This window comes from Pseudarthrobacter humi (assembly GCF_024294965.1).
Classification (GTDB): Bacteria; Actinomycetota; Actinomycetes; order Actinomycetales; family Micrococcaceae; genus Arthrobacter; species Arthrobacter humi.
Genome location: NZ_JANCLV010000012.1, coordinates 70,833 through 86,243, shown reverse-complemented (window position 1 = coordinate 86,243; position 15,411 = coordinate 70,833). Strand labels below are relative to the sequence as shown.

13 protein-coding genes and 1 riboswitch are annotated in these 15,411 nt (G+C 65.9%); of the genes, 2 read left to right on the top strand and 11 right to left on the bottom strand.

Annotated elements, in window-relative coordinates; translation table 11 throughout:
• The first annotated feature begins 19 nt into the window (after window positions 1-19).
• Together NFC73_RS15975 and NFC73_RS15970 are read left to right on the top strand one after the other, a co-directional pair.
• The gene (locus NFC73_RS15975) at window positions 20-754 is read left to right on the top strand and encodes a GAF and ANTAR domain-containing protein (protein ID WP_254751734.1); all 735 of its coding nucleotides are present in this window, start codon (window positions 20-22) and stop codon (window positions 752-754) included.
• A 129-nt stretch (window positions 755-883) separates the two neighbouring features.
• Window positions 884-1,624: an ANTAR domain-containing protein gene (locus tag NFC73_RS15970; protein WP_254751732.1), complete on the top strand. Its 741-nt coding sequence runs from the start codon at window positions 884-886 to the stop codon at window positions 1,622-1,624.
• 123 nt (window positions 1,625-1,747) lie between these two features.
• On the opposite strand, the gene purU is transcribed toward NFC73_RS15970, so the two are convergent.
• From purU to NFC73_RS15915, 11 genes are all read right to left on the bottom strand, one after another.
• Window positions 1,748-2,602 carry a formyltetrahydrofolate deformylase gene (gene purU / locus NFC73_RS15965; RefSeq protein WP_254751730.1) on the bottom strand — a complete coding sequence of 285 codons (855 nt, stop codon included), beginning with the start codon at window positions 2,600-2,602 and terminating at the stop codon, window positions 1,748-1,750.
• Window positions 2,603-4,093 (bottom strand): D-serine/D-alanine/glycine transporter, encoded by a 1,491-nt coding sequence (gene cycA, locus NFC73_RS15960; RefSeq protein WP_254751727.1) that lies wholly within the window; start codon window positions 4,091-4,093, stop codon window positions 2,603-2,605.
• Entirely contained in the window at window positions 4,083-4,913 is an 831-nt protein-coding gene (locus NFC73_RS15955; RefSeq protein WP_254751725.1) for a methylenetetrahydrofolate reductase, read from the bottom strand. Before NFC73_RS15955 ends, cycA begins: the two co-directional genes overlap by 11 nt.
• A gap of 33 nt (window positions 4,914-4,946) precedes the next feature.
• A complete protein-coding gene (lipA, locus tag NFC73_RS15950) occupies window positions 4,947-5,957 on the bottom strand; it encodes a lipoyl synthase (protein WP_058931452.1) in 1,011 nt (336 codons plus the stop codon).
• A gap of 13 nt (window positions 5,958-5,970) precedes the next feature.
• Complete coding sequence (locus tag NFC73_RS15945; protein ID WP_254751723.1) at window positions 5,971-7,368, bottom strand: L-serine ammonia-lyase; 1,398 nt, start codon at window positions 7,366-7,368, stop codon at window positions 5,971-5,973.
• 240 nt (window positions 7,369-7,608) lie between these two features.
• Window positions 7,609-8,922, bottom strand: a complete 1,314-nt coding sequence (glyA, locus tag NFC73_RS15940; RefSeq protein WP_308292690.1) for a serine hydroxymethyltransferase — start codon at window positions 8,920-8,922, stop codon at window positions 7,609-7,611.
• Window positions 8,919-9,302, bottom strand: a complete 384-nt coding sequence (gene gcvH, locus NFC73_RS15935) for a glycine cleavage system protein GcvH (RefSeq protein WP_058931449.1) — start codon at window positions 9,300-9,302, stop codon at window positions 8,919-8,921. The genes glyA and gcvH overlap by 4 nt, the downstream gene beginning before the upstream one ends.
• Window positions 9,303-9,430: 128 nt before the next feature.
• Window positions 9,431-10,543, bottom strand: coding sequence for a glycine cleavage system aminomethyltransferase GcvT (gene gcvT, locus NFC73_RS15930; protein WP_254751722.1), 1,113 nt, complete (start codon window positions 10,541-10,543; stop codon window positions 9,431-9,433).
• A 22-nt stretch (window positions 10,544-10,565) separates the two neighbouring features.
• On the bottom strand, window positions 10,566-13,418 hold the full coding sequence (gene gcvP / locus NFC73_RS15925) for an aminomethyl-transferring glycine dehydrogenase (RefSeq protein ID WP_254751720.1): 2,853 nt from the start codon (window positions 13,416-13,418) through the stop codon (window positions 10,566-10,568).
• Between the two features lie 160 nt (window positions 13,419-13,578).
• Window positions 13,579-13,676, bottom strand: a riboswitch (glycine riboswitch).
• 152 nt (window positions 13,677-13,828) lie between these two features.
• Window positions 13,829-14,497, bottom strand: a complete 669-nt coding sequence (locus tag NFC73_RS15920; RefSeq protein WP_254751718.1) for a DsbA family protein — start codon at window positions 14,495-14,497, stop codon at window positions 13,829-13,831.
• Between the two features lie 136 nt (window positions 14,498-14,633).
• Window positions 14,634-15,401, bottom strand: a complete 768-nt coding sequence (locus NFC73_RS15915) for an amino acid ABC transporter ATP-binding protein (RefSeq protein WP_254751803.1) — start codon at window positions 15,399-15,401, stop codon at window positions 14,634-14,636.
• Window positions 15,402-15,411 lie beyond the last annotated feature (10 nt).

Sequence of the window (15,411 nt, the reverse complement as noted above, 5' to 3'; positions counted from 1 at the left end):
GTTCGGCCTAGATTTGGGCATGACCAATTCGCCCGAACATGAGTTGCTCCTGGAGCTGCAGGACCTGATTATCGGCACGGGATCGGTGGCTGACTTCCTGGGCGGGCTCTCCACGATCGCGGCGGCCGCCCTGAGCCGCTCCGCCGGCGCCACCGTGGAGTGCGGGGTCACCCTCAAGCACGCCAGGAAAACCACAACGGTAGGCGGCAGCACGGAGCGCGCCATCCACTTGGACCGCATCGAACAGGCCGTGGGCGACGGGCCCTGCCTCGCAGCGCTGAAGGCGGCGACCCCTGTCCTGCTGCCCGATGTCCGCACCGACCCGCGCTGGCCGACCTATCAGGAGCGCCTGATCCAGGAGGGCATCCACAGCGTCCTGGGCGTCCCCCTGGAACTCGGCGAAAACGCCGCCGCGGTCCTGAACTTCTTCGCGCCGTCAACTGGCGTGTTCACCGAGGCGACCATCAGCGAGGCAGCCAGTTTCGCCGACGTCGCCGGCAGCGCCGTCCGCCTGGCCGTCAGGGTGGGAACCGCCGAGAGCGCCGCGGACGACCTGAGCGCGGCGATGATGAGCCGCACGGCCATCAACATTGCCTGCGGGATCATCATGGCCCAGAACCGCTGCAGCCAGGCCGAGGCGATGTCCATCCTGATGAAGGTCTCCAGCCACCGGAACCAGAAGCTCCGGGACGTGGCCGACGAGATCGTCCGGAAGGTCTCGGGCGAGGAAGCCACCACCTACTTCGACATGTAGGGACGCCAACGAAACCCGGGTCTGACGGCTACCTGCCCGCCCTGGAAAAAAAGCGAGTACTCACTACTCGTGTGCCATTCCCTCAGAGCCTTTTACGATGAGGGCGTATCAACACATGGGGACTGGGGCATGATGATCGATCAACAGGTGGACTGGCACGTCTCGGGGGTCCTGCTGGACATCCGCGGACACTCGGAAGCGGCATCGGTATGCGCGCTGGCCCGGATCGCGGCGTCAGCCGTGAGCGAGATGGCCGGTAACCCCGTGGAGTGCACGGTGACGCTCGTGCGGCCGGACGGGACGCCCTTCACGGCGGCAACCACCGACGCCGCTGGCGGCCTTTCCCGGTGGGACCAGCTCGCCGGACGGGGTCCCACCTCGCGGGCACTGGGCGGCCGCCTGACCATCATTCTCAATGATCACTGCCTGGACACGCGCTGGGACGAGTACCCGGCCAGTCTCAGGTCAGCCGGCTTCCGCTCCACCGTCGCCGTGCCGTTGCCGCTGGAACGCGGCTACCGGGCCGCGCTGACGTTGTATTCGGCGGAAACGAACGTGTTCACGCCGGTCATCGCCGGCCAGGCGCTGACGTTCTCCGACGTGGCAGCCAAGAGCCTTGTCCTGGCACTGCGGGTCCGGGCCGGCCTGGCCCAATCCGCGGATCTCCGCGCAGCCATGGCCAGCCGCACCGCCGTCAACGTAGCCTGCGGCGTGATCATGGGCCAGAACGGGTGCTCCTACGAGGCGGCGTTGCAGATGCTCACGCACGCATCGAGGCATCGGAACCTGACCCTCCGCGACGCCGCCGAAGCGATGCTGAGCACGCTCCCGGGCGGAGTTCCGCCCACATACTTCCATCAGCGCGCCTGAGGCAGCGCCCGCCGTCGGGCATTACCCAAGCACTCCCCCGAATGTAGGTCGCAGCAGGTGTCGTTATGAGGGCTCATAACGACACCTGCTGCGACCTAGTTGGGGTGGGGACGCGCAGAACGGTCAGCGCAGAACCACTGTCCGCCCGCCGTCGAGCATTACCCGCCCTTCGCAGTGCCAGCGGACCGCGTTGCTCAGCGCCTTGCACTCGGCGTCGCGGCCCACGCGGACCAGGTCGTCGGCCGTGTATGTGTGGTCCACGTCGATGACCTGCTGGGCGATGATCGGCCCCTCATCCAGCTCCGCGTTGACGTAGTGCGCCGTGGCGCCCACCGTCTTCACCCCACGCTCGTAGGCCTGGTGGTACGGCTTGGCGCCCTTGAAGCTGGGCAGGAACGAGTGGTGGATGTTGATGGTCCGGCCCGTCAGCTGGGCCGACAGCTCGTCGCTGAGGACCTGCATGTAGCGGGCCAGGACCACCAGTTCCACGTCGAACTCATCCACGAGCTCCAGCAGGCGCGCTTCCTGCGCCGGCTTGGTCACCCGGGTGACCGGGAGGTGGAAGAACGGGATGCCGTGCCACTTGACCAGGTCCTCGTGGTCCGTGTGGTTGGACACCACGGCCACGATGTCCACCGGCAGGTCACCGGTGCGGGCCCGGAACAGCAGGTCGTTGAGGCAGTGCCCGAACTTGGACACCATCACCAGCACACGGCGCTTGCGGCCGTGCGGCTCCAGCTGCCAGTTCATGGCCCACTCAGCGGCCAGCGGCTCGAAGTCCCGGCGCAGGTCCTCCGTGGTCAGCGGCTGCTTGCCGGATTCGAAATGCACCCGCATAAAGAACTGCCGGGCCTGGCGGTCACCGAAGTGCTTGGTGTCGATGATGTCGCAGTCGTGATCCAGCAGGTACCCGGTGATCGCGTGGACGATCCCCGGCGACTCGGCGCAGTTGACGGTCAGAACATGTTCGGTTGCCATTTAGTTCTCCCGCGATGCCTTCGCGTCGGCCAGCTCAGCCTCGGCCTTCTCCTCGGCCACTTCCTTCTCGCCGGCGAGGTCCTTCTGGAACTCCGCGTAGCGGGCCAGGTGGGACGGGCGCTTGCGCAGGATGACCCAGGCGACGCCCAGCAGGACGAACCAGATGGGGGTGACCAGCAGCGCCACCAGCGTGTCCGGCTGCGTGGTCAGTGCCCACAGGACGAAGGCGAAGAACGCGAAGACCACCCAGACCATGGGGATGCCGCCGGGCATTTTGTACTTGGATGACTCGTGCAGGTGCGGACGGCGTGAACGGAACTTCAGGTAGCTGGCCAGGATGATGGACCAGACGAAGACGAAGCAGACGGCGGACACGGTGGTGACCATGTCGAAGGCCTTGCCGATGTCCGAGCCCGCGTACATCAGGATGACACCCGAGAGCAGCAGGATGCAGGAGAGGAACAGGGCGTTCTGCGGGACCTTGCGGGCGGACAGGCGGCTGAACAGGGTGGGGGCGTCGCCCTCCTGGGCCAGGCCGTAGACCATGCGGGAGGTGGAGTAGATGCCGGAGTTGGCCGAGGACATGGCCGAGCTGAGCACCACCAGGTTCACCACGGTGGCTGCGGCGCCGAGGCCGGCCAGGGAGAACATGGCGATGAACGGGCTGTGGCCGGCCTGGAACTGCGTCCACGGGGTGACCGACATCAGGATGATGAGGGCGCCCACGTAGAAGAGCAGGACGCGGATGGGGATGGAGTTGATGGCCTTGGGCAGGTTCTTCTCCGGGTCCTTGGCCTCGGCGGCGGTGGTGCCTACGAGTTCAATACCCACAAACGCGAACACGGCGATCTGGAAGCCGGCTACAAAGCCCATGAATTCGTTCGGGAACATCCCGCCGTGGCTCCACAGGTTCGTGAAGGTGGCCGGGCCGGCGTCGGACTGGAAACCGCTGAAGATCATAAACAGACCCACAATGATGAGCGCGGCGATGGCGATGATCTTGATCAGCGCGAACCAGAACTCGGTCTCCCCGAACGCCCGCACGGTGGCGAGGTTCAGGAGCAGGAGGATGGCCACGGTGGCCAGGCCCGGGATCCACAGCGGCAGTGACGGCCAGAGTTCCTTGGAGTAGCCGGCGATGGCGATGACGTCCGCGATGCCGGTGATCACCCAGCAGAACCAGTAGGTCCAGCCGGTGAAGAAGCCGGCCCAGGGGCCCAGCAGGTCGGCGGCGAAGTCGCTGAAGGACTTGTAGTGCAGGTTGGACAGCAGCAGTTCGCCCATGGCCCGCATGACGAAGAACAGCATGAAGCCGATGATCATGTAGACGAAAATGACGGACGGGCCGGCGGCCGAGATGGTTTTGCCGGAGCCCATGAACAGGCCCGTGCCGATGGCGCCGCCAATGGCGATCAGCTGGATGTGCCTGTTGCTGAGCTGGCGTTCAAGGTGGGGTGTGTTGCCCGGGGTAGTGACGGTTTTACTGCTCACGTGCTGCTCCTCGAATCAATGCTGGCTGGAGTGCCGTTGGGGATGATGCGAGGCCCGCGTCGTTGGGGACCGCATCGAGGTTGTTGAAGCTGTAAAGGTGGATCCCTGCGATGCCGGGCTGGCTTTCGAGCCCGGCCACCAGGGTGTGGGGTGAGTAGCGGTCGCCGCTGAGCAGCTTCCGCGCCAAAGTTCCTTTGCTGCTGAGGAACTTCAGGGAACTTCCGACGCCGATCTGCGTGGCGAGTGCCAGCAGCTTGGTCCGCGGGACGGACCCCGCCACGCCCGCCCAGACGGGCAGGTTCACGCCTTCGCGGCGCAGGAGCGCCGCGAAGTCGAGGATTTTGGGGGCGTCGAAGCACATCTGGGTGACCACGTGCGTGGCCAGGTGCTGCTTGTCCTGCAGCGCGTCCAGCAGGTCCAGGGCGGCCACGGTGGGGTGGCCTTCCGGGTAGCCTGCCACACCGGCGCGCATCCGGCCGCCGGTGTACTGGGCGATGTCCTCGAGCAGCGGGAGGGCTGAGTCGTACGGGCCCGCTGGCTGTTTCCGGTCGCCGCCGATCACAAACACCTCGCCGATGCCGGCAGCGTCGCACTCCCGCATGATCCGGGTCAGTTCGGCCCGGTCATGGATGCTGCGCGCGGCCAGGTGCGGGATGACGGTGTAGCCGAGCGTGCTCAGCTCCACCGAAGTGCGCATGGTCCGTTCGATGCCGTGGTGCGGCAGGCACGTCATGGTCAGCGTGGTGGTCGACGGAACCAGGGCCTGGACCTGCTCAACGATCCCGGTTGAGGGGATGATTTCGATTCTTGTAGGGAACATCTTCGGTCCTTTCCTGATATCGGTTCTGAATACTCAGCTGGCGTGGGCGGCGAGCAGTGAGCTGGCTTCCTGGCGGGTGCTGCCGGAGGACTCGATGTGGGCGAGTTCGGCGGGGATTTCCCAGCCCTTCTTGCGCATCGCGGTGGCCCAGAGCCGGCCGGCGCGGTAGGAGGAACGGACCAGCGGGCCACTCATGACGCCGAGGAAGCCGATCTCGTTGGCCTCGTCCTGGAGGTCCACGAACTCCTGCGGCTTGACCCAGCGGTCCACCGGCAGGTGCCGCTCACTGGGGCGCAGGTACTGGGTGATGGTGATCAGGTCACAGCCGGCCTCGTGCAGGTCCCGCAGCGCCTCGGAGATCTCCTCGCGGGTCTCGCCCATGCCCAGGATCAGGTTGGACTTGGTCACCATGCCCAGCTTGCGGCCCTGGGTGATGACATCCAGGGACCGGTCGTACCGGAACGCGGGCCGGATCCGCTTGAAGATCCGCGGCACGGTCTCGACGTTGTGCGCGAAGACCTCCGGCTTCGAATCACAGATCGCCGCGATGTGTTCGGGCTTGCCGGAGAAGTCAGGGATCAAAAGTTCGACGCCGGTTCCCGGGTTCAGTTCGTGGATCTTCCGGACCGTCTCGGCGTACAGCCACACACCCTCATCGGCCAGGTCATCCCGGGCCACCCCCGTGACCGTGGCGTAGCGCAGCTGCATGGCCAGGACCGAGCGGGCCACCTTCGTGGGCTCGAACATGTCCACCGGGGACGGCTTGCCCGTGTCGATCTGGCAGAAATCACAGCGCCGGGTGCATTCGGACCCGCCGATCAGGAACGTGGCTTCCTTGTCTTCCCAGCACTCGAAAATGTTCGGGCAGCCGGCCTCCTCACACACCGTGTGCAGGCCTTCCTTCTTGACCAGGTTCTTGAGCTGGACATACTCCGGACCCATCTGGACCTTCGCCTTGATCCACTCCGGCTTCCGCTCCACGGGTACGGCGGAGTTGCGCTGCTCAACGCGCAGCAGCTTCCGGCCTTCTGGTGCCAGTGTCATCAGTTCTCTTCCCTTAGCATTCCACTACGTTGACGGCGAGGCCGCCCATGGCTGTTTCCTTGTACTTGGAGCTCATGTCCCTGCCGGTTTCGCGCATGGTCACGATCACCTCGTCCAGGGACACCCGGTGCGTACCGTCGCCCCACAGCGCCATCTTCGCGGCGTTGATGGCTTTCGCCGCCGCGATCGCGTTGCGTTCGATGCACGGCACCTGGACCAGCCCGCCGATCGGGTCGCACGTCAGGCCCAGGTTGTGTTCCATCGCGATCTCCGCCGCGTTCTCCACCTGCTGGGGTGTGCCGCCCAGCACCTCGGCGAGGGCGCCGGCAGCCATGGACGACGCCGATCCCACCTCGCCCTGGCAGCCCACCTCGGCACCCGAAATGGACGCCTGTTCCTTGTACAGCACCCCGATGGCACCGGCCGTGAGCAGGAACTTGACCACAACGTCGTCGCGGTCTTCCTGCGTGGCCTTGTCCATGCCGGGGGCGAAATGCAGTGCGTAATAGAGGACCGCCGGGATGATCCCCGCGGCGCCGTTGGTGGGTGCGGTGACAACCCGGCCGCCGGACGCGTTCTCCTCGTTCACCGCCAGGGCGATGAGGTTTACCCATTCCTGCCAGTACTTCGGGTCCCGGTCCTTGTCCTCCTTTTCGAGCCGCTCATGCCAGTCCGGAGCACGACGGCGGACCTTCAGTCCGCCGGGCAGCAGCCCCTCGCGCTTGAGGCTGGTTGCCACACACTCCTCCATGACGGAGTAGATGTGCAGCAGGCCTTCGCGGATTTCTTGTTCGGATCGGGAGGCAAGCTCGTTGACGAACATGACATCGCCGATGGACAGGCCCTTGGACTGGCACCGGCCCAGCAGCTCGGCAGCGGTCCGGAACGGCAGGGGCAGTTCCTTCTTGGACTCGTCGAGTTCCTTCAGGGCCGCGTCCTCTTCGCCTTCGCGGACAATGAAGCCGCCGCCGACGGAGAAGAACGTGGCCTTGTGGACGACTTCGCCTGCCTCGTCAGTGACCGTGAAGGTCATGCCGTTGGTGTGCCGCGGCAGGACTGTGAGCGGGCGCAGGACCATGTCCTTGACCCCGTACGGCAGGGGCACGGAACCGGCGAGCTGGAGGGTGCCGGTTTCGGCGATCGCGGCGAGCCGCTCCTCCACCTCGGCCGGCAGGATCTTCTCGGGGTGGAAACCCTCCAGGCCCAGCAGGATGGCCGTCATGGTGCCGTGGCCGTGGCCGGTTGCGGCCAGCGACCCGTACAGGTCCACCCGCAGCCCGGCCACCCTGTCCAGGCTGCCGGAGCCCTTGAGCTCCTCGGCAAACACCGCGGCAGCGCGCATCGGCCCCACAGTGTGAGAGCTCGACGGCCCGATCCCGACGGAGAACAAATCAAAGACTCCAACGGCCATGTGCGTTTCCTAACTTAATAATTAATTGGTCGGGTTGGGTGGCGCCTGACCGAATTCCTCCGCGTGCTGGCTCGTACCTCGCCTCTGACGCACGCTTCCGGAATCCGCCCAGTCACCCGCGAACGTCACCAAAGGCGACGATCCCCGCGAGTGCCGGTGGGACTGGCATCCGGCAGCGTGCGTCAAAGCGACGAAGGAGCAGCACGCAGAGGATGTTAGTCCCACCGGTACGGGCAGAAGCTAAACGCCCGGGTAAAGCGGGTGGGCGGCGGCGAGTGCCTCTACCCGGTGACGCAGGCCGGAAAGGTCCGCGTCGGCGTCGGCAATCAATGCCTCGGCGATGATGTCCGCAACTTCACGGAAGGCTGCCTCGCCGAAACCACGGGTGGCCAGCGCGGGGGTGCCGATCCGGAGGCCGGAGGTGACCATCGGCGGGCGCGGGTCGAACGGCACGGCGTTGCGGTTGACGGTGATGTCAATCGCGGCCAGGCGGTCCTCGGCCTGCTGGCCGTCCAGCTCGCAGTTGCGCAGGTCAACCAGGACCAGGTGCACATCGGTGCCGCCGGAGATCACGTTGATGCCCTTGGCGGTGACGTCCGGCTGGACCAGGCGGTCGGCCAGGATGCTGGCGCCGGCGAGGACGCGCTCCTGGCGTTCCTTGAACTCCGGCGTGGCTGCGATCTTGAAGGCCACGGCCTTGCCGGCGATGACGTGCTCCAGCGGGCCGCCCTGCTGTCCGGGGAAGACAGCCGAGTTGATCTTCTTGGCGATCGCGGCGTCGTTGGAGAGGATGATGCCGCCGCGCGGACCGGCGAGGGTCTTGTGCGTGGTGGACGTGGTGACGTGGGCGTGCGGCACCGGGCTCGGGTGCAGGCCGGCTGCCACCAGGCCGGCGAAGTGCGCCATGTCCACCATCAGGAAGGCACCCACCAGATCGGCGATCCGGCGGAATTCGGCGAAGTCCAGCTGGCGGGCGTAGGCCGACCAGCCGGCGACGATCAGCTGCGGCTTGTGCTCCAGCGCCAGGCGCTCCACCTCGGCCATGTCAATGGTGTGGGTGTCTTCGCGGACCTGGTACGGGACCACGTTGTAGAGCCTGCCGGAGAAGTTGATCTTCATGCCATGGGTCAGGTGGCCGCCGTGGGCCAGGTTCAGGCCCATGATGGTGTCGCCGGGCTTGATCAGCGCGTGCATGACCGAGGCGTTGGCCTGGGCGCCGGAGTGCGGCTGAACGTTGGCGAACTCGGCACCGAACAGAGCCTTGACGCGGTCGATGGCCAGCTGCTCGATGACGTCCACGTGCTCGCAGCCGCCGTAGTAGCGCTTGCCCGGGTAGCCCTCGGCGTACTTGTTGGTCAGGACCGAGCCCTGCGCCTGCATCACAGCAACGGCCGTGTGGTTCTCGGAGGCGATCATTTCCAGGCCATTGCGCTGGCGGCCCAGTTCGTCGTCGATCTTGGCGGCGATCTCCGGGTCCAGCACCGACAGGTCCGTGTCCAGGCTCGCGGAGACTACCTGCTCAAAAGCTGCGGTGCCTGCAGCGGCGGCGCTCACAGTTCGCCACCGTTTACTTCGGCGTATTCCTGGGCGGACAGCAGCGGGCCCTCGGACTCGACGGTGACCTTGAACAGCCAGCCGGCACCGTACGGATCGGAGTTGATCAGTGCGGGATCGCCGACGGCGTCTTCGTTGATTTCCGTGACCTCGCCCGTCACCGGGGAGTACAGGTCAGAGACGGACTTGGTGGATTCGATCTCGCCGCAGGTCTCCCCCGCGGTCACCGTGGAGCCAACCTCGGGCAGGTCCACGTAGACAATGTCGCCCAGCGCCTCAGCGGCAACAGCGGACACGCCAACAACGGACGGACCAGAGCCATCAAAGGCAATCCACTCGTGCTCGGCGGAGTACTTCAGTTCAGCGGCAACCTTAGCCATGTTGTCTATTCCTTACGTTTCGAATTCAAAAGTGAGAGAGCGTTGGCCCAAACACCGCAAAAGGTGAGAGAGCGTCGGCCTAAAACGTGCGTTATGTGAGAGAGCGTCTGGCTCTGGGATTGGGAGGACTACTTCTGGCGCTTGTAGAACGGCAGGGCGACAACTTCGAAAGGCTCTGCCTTGCCGCGGAGGTCGATGTCCAGGGCGGTGCCAATTTCGGCGTGCTCGACGTCGATATAGGCCATCGCGACCGGGTAGCCAAGGGTGGGGCTGGGCTGGCCGGAGGTGACTTCGCCAACCACAGCGCCGTCCTTGAGCACCGGGTAGTGCCCGCGGCCGGCGCGACGTCCGAGTCCCTTCAAGCCCACCAGCTTACGCTTGGATCCGGCGTCCTTGGCGGCTTCCAGGGCGGAGCGGCCCACGAAGTCGCCTTCCTTGGACTTGAGCGCCACAACGCCGCCCAGGCCGGCGTCGAACGGTGACCGTTCGAGGGAGAGTTCGTTGCCGTAGAGCGGCATGCCGGCTTCGAGGCGGAGCGAATCGCGGGAGGCGAGGCCGCACGGAACGATCCCGAACTCAGCCCCTGCTTCGGCGACGGACGCCCACAGGGAGGCGGCGCCGTCGTTCGGTACGAAGAGTTCGAAGCCGTCCTCGCCGGTGTAGCCGGTGCGGGCCAGGATGACGTTGTGGCCGGCCACGGTGAGTTCGTTGAACGCGTAGTACTTCAGGTCGGTGACCAGTGCGTGCTGGGCCTCGTCGGTGAGCTTGAGCAGGATGGCCTCGGCCTTGGGGCCCTGGACCGCGATCAGTGAGGTGATGGCGGAGGCGTCCTCCACCTTCACGTTGAACGCCGTGGCGCGTTCGGCCAGCGCGACGGCGACGGTGGGGGCGTTGCCCGCGTTGGGGACCACGAGGTACTTCTCGTCGCCAAAGCGGTACACGATGAGGTCATCGATGATGCCGCCGTCGGCATTGCAGATGAGCGAGTACTTGGCCTTGCCGTCCGCGATGGCGGAGAGCTTGCCCACCAGGGCGTAGTCCAGGAACGCGCCGGCTTCCAGGCCGGAGACCCAGACTTCGCCCATGTGGGAGAGGTCGAACAGGCCGGCAGCCTTGCGCACCGCGTGGTGCTCGGCCAGCTCGGAGCTGTACTTAAGGGGCATCTGCCAGCCACCGAAATCGGTGAAGGATGCGCCGAGTTTCTTGTGCTCTTCGTAGAGAGCGGTGTAGTTCTCAGTCATTGTGAAAGCCTTTCACACGAAACTAGTTCGCGAATTCCTCGATGGGCGGGCAGGAGCAGATCAGGTTGCGGTCTCCGCCTGCGCCGTCGATGCGTCCGACGGGCGGGAAGTACTTGTCCTGCTTGAGCGACGCGAGGGGGAAGGCTGCCTGCTCACGCGGGTACTCGCGGTTCCAGTCGGAAGATACGACGGCGGACGCGGTGTGGGGTGCGTGCCGCAGCGGGGAGTTCTCGACGGCGAAGTCGCCGTTGGCGACCTGGTCGATTTCCTTCCGGATGGTGATCATCGCATCGATGAACCGGTCGATCTCCACCAGGTCCTCGGACTCGGTGGGTTCCACCATGAGCGTGCCGGCCACCGGGAACGCCAGGGTGGGGGCGTGGAAGCCGTAGTCGATGAGGCGCTTGGCCACATCCTCCGCGGTGACGCCGGTCCTGGCCGTCAGGTCGCGGAGGTCCAGGATGCACTCGTGCGCCACCAGCCCGCCCTCGCCCGTGTAGAGGACGGGGAAGTACTCGTTCAGGCGGGCCGCAACATAGTTCGCCGCCAGCAGCGCCGACTTCGTGGCCTCGGTCAGGCCTTCGGCACCCATCAGCTTCACATACGCCCATGAAATGGGCAGGACACCGGCGGAGCCGTAGTTGGATGCGCTGATGGCCACCCCGTGGCCGGCTTCGTGCGCTGCCTTGTTGGCGTCACTGGGCATAAAGGGTGCCAGGTGGGCCTTGGCTGCGACCGGGCCAACGCCGGGTCCGCCGCCGCCGTGCGGGATGCAGAAGGTCTTGTGCAGGTTCAGGTGCGAGACGTCGCCGCCGAACTTGCCCGGCTGCGCGAGGCCCACGAGCGCGTTGAGGTTGGCTCCGTCCACGTAGACCTGGCCGCCGGCAGCGTGCACGGCGTCGCAGATTTCGGTGACGTCGGCGTCGTACACACCATGCGTGGAGGGGTAGGTGATCATGATGGCCGAGAGCGCGTCCTTGTGGGCCTCGATCTTGGCGTAGAGGTCCGTGTGGTCGATGCTGCCGTCTGCAGCGGTGGCCACCACAACCACCTTCATGCCGGCCAGGACGGCCGAGGCGGCGTTGGTGCCGTGCGCCGAGGCCGGAATCAGGCAGACCGTGCGCTGGTCATCGCCGCGGGAGAGGTGGTAGCCGCGGATGGCCAGCAGGCCCGCGAGCTCGCCCTGCGACCCGGCGTTCGGCTGGAGCGAGACCTGGTCGTAGCCGGTGATTTCCGCGAGGTCAGCTTCCAGCCCGCCGATCAGTTCGCGCCAGCCCACGGTCTGGGAATCCGGGGCGAACGGGTGGATCGAGGCGAACTCCGGCCAGGAAATGGCCTCCATCTCCGCCGTCGCATTCAGCTTCATCGTGCAGGAACCCAGCGGGATCATGGTCCGGTCCAGCGCCAGGTCCCGGTCACTCAGCCGGCGGATGTAGCGCAGCAGCTGGGTCTCGGAACGGTGCGTGTTGAACACGGGGTGCTGCAGGTACTCCGAGGTGCGGAGCACCGATTCGGGCAGTTCAAAGCCCTTCGCGTCCACAACCGGACCGGCGCCGAAGGCGACGGCGATCGCGGACAGGACATCCGTCGTCGTGGTTTCATCAGCGGAAACGCCGACCGTGTCCTCATCGATGAGGCGCAGGTTGATGCCGCGCGCTTCGGCGGCGGCGATGACCTTGGCGGCCTTGCCCGGGACGCGGACGGTGACGGTATCGAAGAAGGTCTCGGTGACCAGTTCGCGGCCGGCGACCTTCAGCGTGGTGGCCAGCGTGCGGGCGTTGTGGTGGACCCGCTCGGCGATCGCCTTGAGGCCGTCCGGGCCGTGGTAAACGGCGTAGAACGAGGAGACGATGGCCAGCAGTGCCTGCGCGGTGCAGATGTTGGACGTGGCCTTCTCACGACGGATGTGCTGCTCACGGGTCTGCAGCGCCAGACGGTACGCGGGGACACCGGCGTCGTCCTTGGACACCCCCACCAGGCGGCCCGGCATGGACCGCTCCAGGCCCTTCGCCACGGCCATGTAGGCCGCGTGCGGGCCGCCGAAGAACAGCGGCACCCCGAAACGCTGGGTGGATCCGACGGCGATGTCCGCGCCCTGCTCCCCGGGAGGGGTGATCAGGGTCAGCGCCAGCAGGTCGGCGGCGACGGTCACGAGCGCGCCGCGCTCCTTGGCCTCGGCAATGACGGCGGTGTGGTCGAACACGCGGCCGGAGACACCCGGCTGCTGCAGGACAACACCGTTGATGACGCCGTCGGGCAGGCCCTGGGACAGGTCGGCGACCTCGACCTCGAAGCCGAGAGCCTCGGCGCGGCCCCTGACGATCGCGATGGTCTGCGGGAGGCAGTCGGCGTCGAGGACGGTCTTGCCGTCATGCGCCGTCTTGTTCTTGTTGGCCCTGCGCATCATCAGCACGGCCTCGGCCACGGCGGTGGCTTCATCCAGCAGCGACGCGTTCGCGATGGGCAGGCCCACCAGGTCCTGGACCATGGTCTGGAAGTTCAGCAGCGCTTCGAGGCGGCCTTGGGAGATCTCGGGCTGGTACGGGGTGTAGGCGGTGTACCAGGCCGGCGCTTCAAGGATGTTCCGGCGGATCACCGCAGGCGTGACCGTATCGTAGTAGCCCTGGCCGATCATCTGGACGGCAGTCTTGTTCTTCGCCGCGAGCTTCCGCAGCTCGGCAAGGACCTCAACCTCGCTGAGGGCGTCCTTGAGGGCCAGCGGCTTGGCCTGGCGGATGGAGTCGGGGACGGCAACGTCCACGAGGCCGTCAACGCTGTCATAGCCTACGGCCTTGAGCATGGAGTCGATATCGGCCTGGCGGCGGGCACCAATATGCCGATCGGCAAAGGTGGAAGGGGACGACTGGATGGTCATGAAGGAACTCCATAATTCAGGTGGCGCGCTGGGTACGCCACATTGATTCGGGTTCCTCCCCGCTCTGTATCGGACCTGAGAGTTTCCGCGACCACTGCTTGCCGCAGGGTGACGCTTGCACCGTCGGTGAGCCCGTTGCCGGACTGCTTTCCAGAGTTGCCTAACCGCGGCGGTACGTGGGCCTGAGAGATTCCTGGGGAGGATTTGCTCCTACGGCGCCTGCTGAACGTACCGGCAGGACTCTCCCGCCGCAGATCAAAAGCATGTGCCACTTTGTCCGTGACACGTCTCACAGGTTAGCCGGATTCTGGATTGCGTGCAAGATTTCCGGCATCCCGCCACCATCGGTTGCTCCGTAAAGGCGCTTTTGGGCGCTCAAGGGCCCCTACGGAGCAACCGATGGGGACCTGCTACCGGACGGCGTCGTCGAGCAGCTGCCGGAACTGGGCTTCGGTGTTGAGGGTGAGTTTTTCGCCGTTGAGGAAGAACGTCGGTGTGCCGGTAACACCCAGGGCTTTCCCGTCCGCGATGTCCCGGCGGATCCGTTCCTTGGTGTCCTCGGCAACAACATCCTGATCGAACCGGGCCATGTCGAGGCCGAGACCTTCCGCGTAGGTCCGGAAGAGGGCGGCCTGGGAGTCCTGCTTTCCGCCCCACTCGGGCTGGGTCGCGAACAGCTTCGTGACCATCGGCTCGTAGTGCCCCTGGCGCGCGGCCGCTTCGACAGCGAGCGCTGCGGTGCCGGAATTCAGGTGTCCGGGCAGGGGGAAGTAGCGGTGGGTGAACGTGATCCTGTCCCCGTACTCCTCCTTCAGCTCCGCCACCAGGGGCTCGGCGGCGCGGCAGGCCTCGCATTCGAAATCCAGAAACTCGACCAGCTGGGCTTTTTCGGCCGGTGGGCTGGTGAGCCGGTGACTGTCTTCCCTCGCCACCTGGGAATCAGCGGACGCCGACGGCGCGGGCGTGGCAGGTTTGATTGCGGTAAACACGGCGAACCAGATCACGCCCCCAGCCACAAGGACCGCCATAATTGTCCAGATAGCGACCCGGACGTTGCGCGCGACAGTAACGGCACTCATCAGCCAGTGTTCCCCCTCAGCTCAGAACCCAGTACCTCGATCATAGCCAGCGCGCCACCGCCAATGCCGGTCCGGGCATGATCCGCTTCGGACATCACGCCCGGACCGTCTGGGCCGGACCGTCGGGGTTGAGCCGTCAGAGAACTTTGGAGAGGAACTCCTGGGTGCGGGCCTGCTGCGGATTGGCGATGACGTCACGCGGGTTGCCGCTTTCGACGACGACGCCGCCGTCCATGAACGTCAGTGTGTCTCCGACCTCGCGCGCGAAGCCGATCTCGTGGGTCACCACGATCATGGTCATGCCGGACGTGGCCAGATCCTTCATCACGCTGAGCACTTCGCCCACGAGTTCCGGGTCCAGGGCCGAGGTCGGCTCGTCGAAGAGCATCAGTTCCGGTTCCATCGCCAGTGCACGGGCGATGGCCACGCGCTGCTGCTGGCCGCCCGAGAGCTGCGCGGGATAGTGGTTGGCGTGGTTTCCGAGACCGACACGGTCCAGGAGCTCCATCGCGCGCGATCTGGCCTTCACCTTGGATTGCCGCTTGACCTGGGTGGGCGCCTCGATGATGTTCTGCAGCGCCGTCCGGTGCGGGAAGAGGTTGAAGCGCTGGAAGACCATGCCGATCTCCCTGCGCTGGGCGGCGGTCTCTTTGACGGTCAGGTCATGCAGGCGGCCGCGGGTTTCGCGGTAGCCGATCAGTTCCTCGCGGACGTGGATCCGGCCGGCGCTGATGGTTTCCAGCATGTTGATGCAGCGCAGCAATGTGGACTTCCCCGACCCGGACGGCCCGATCAGCACGGAAACCTCGCCCTGCCGGACCGTCATGTCGATCCCGCGGAGCACATGGTGCTCTCCGAAGTACTTGTGGACCCCGTCGATCCGGACGAGGGTCTTCCTTGTCATGACGTCGTTG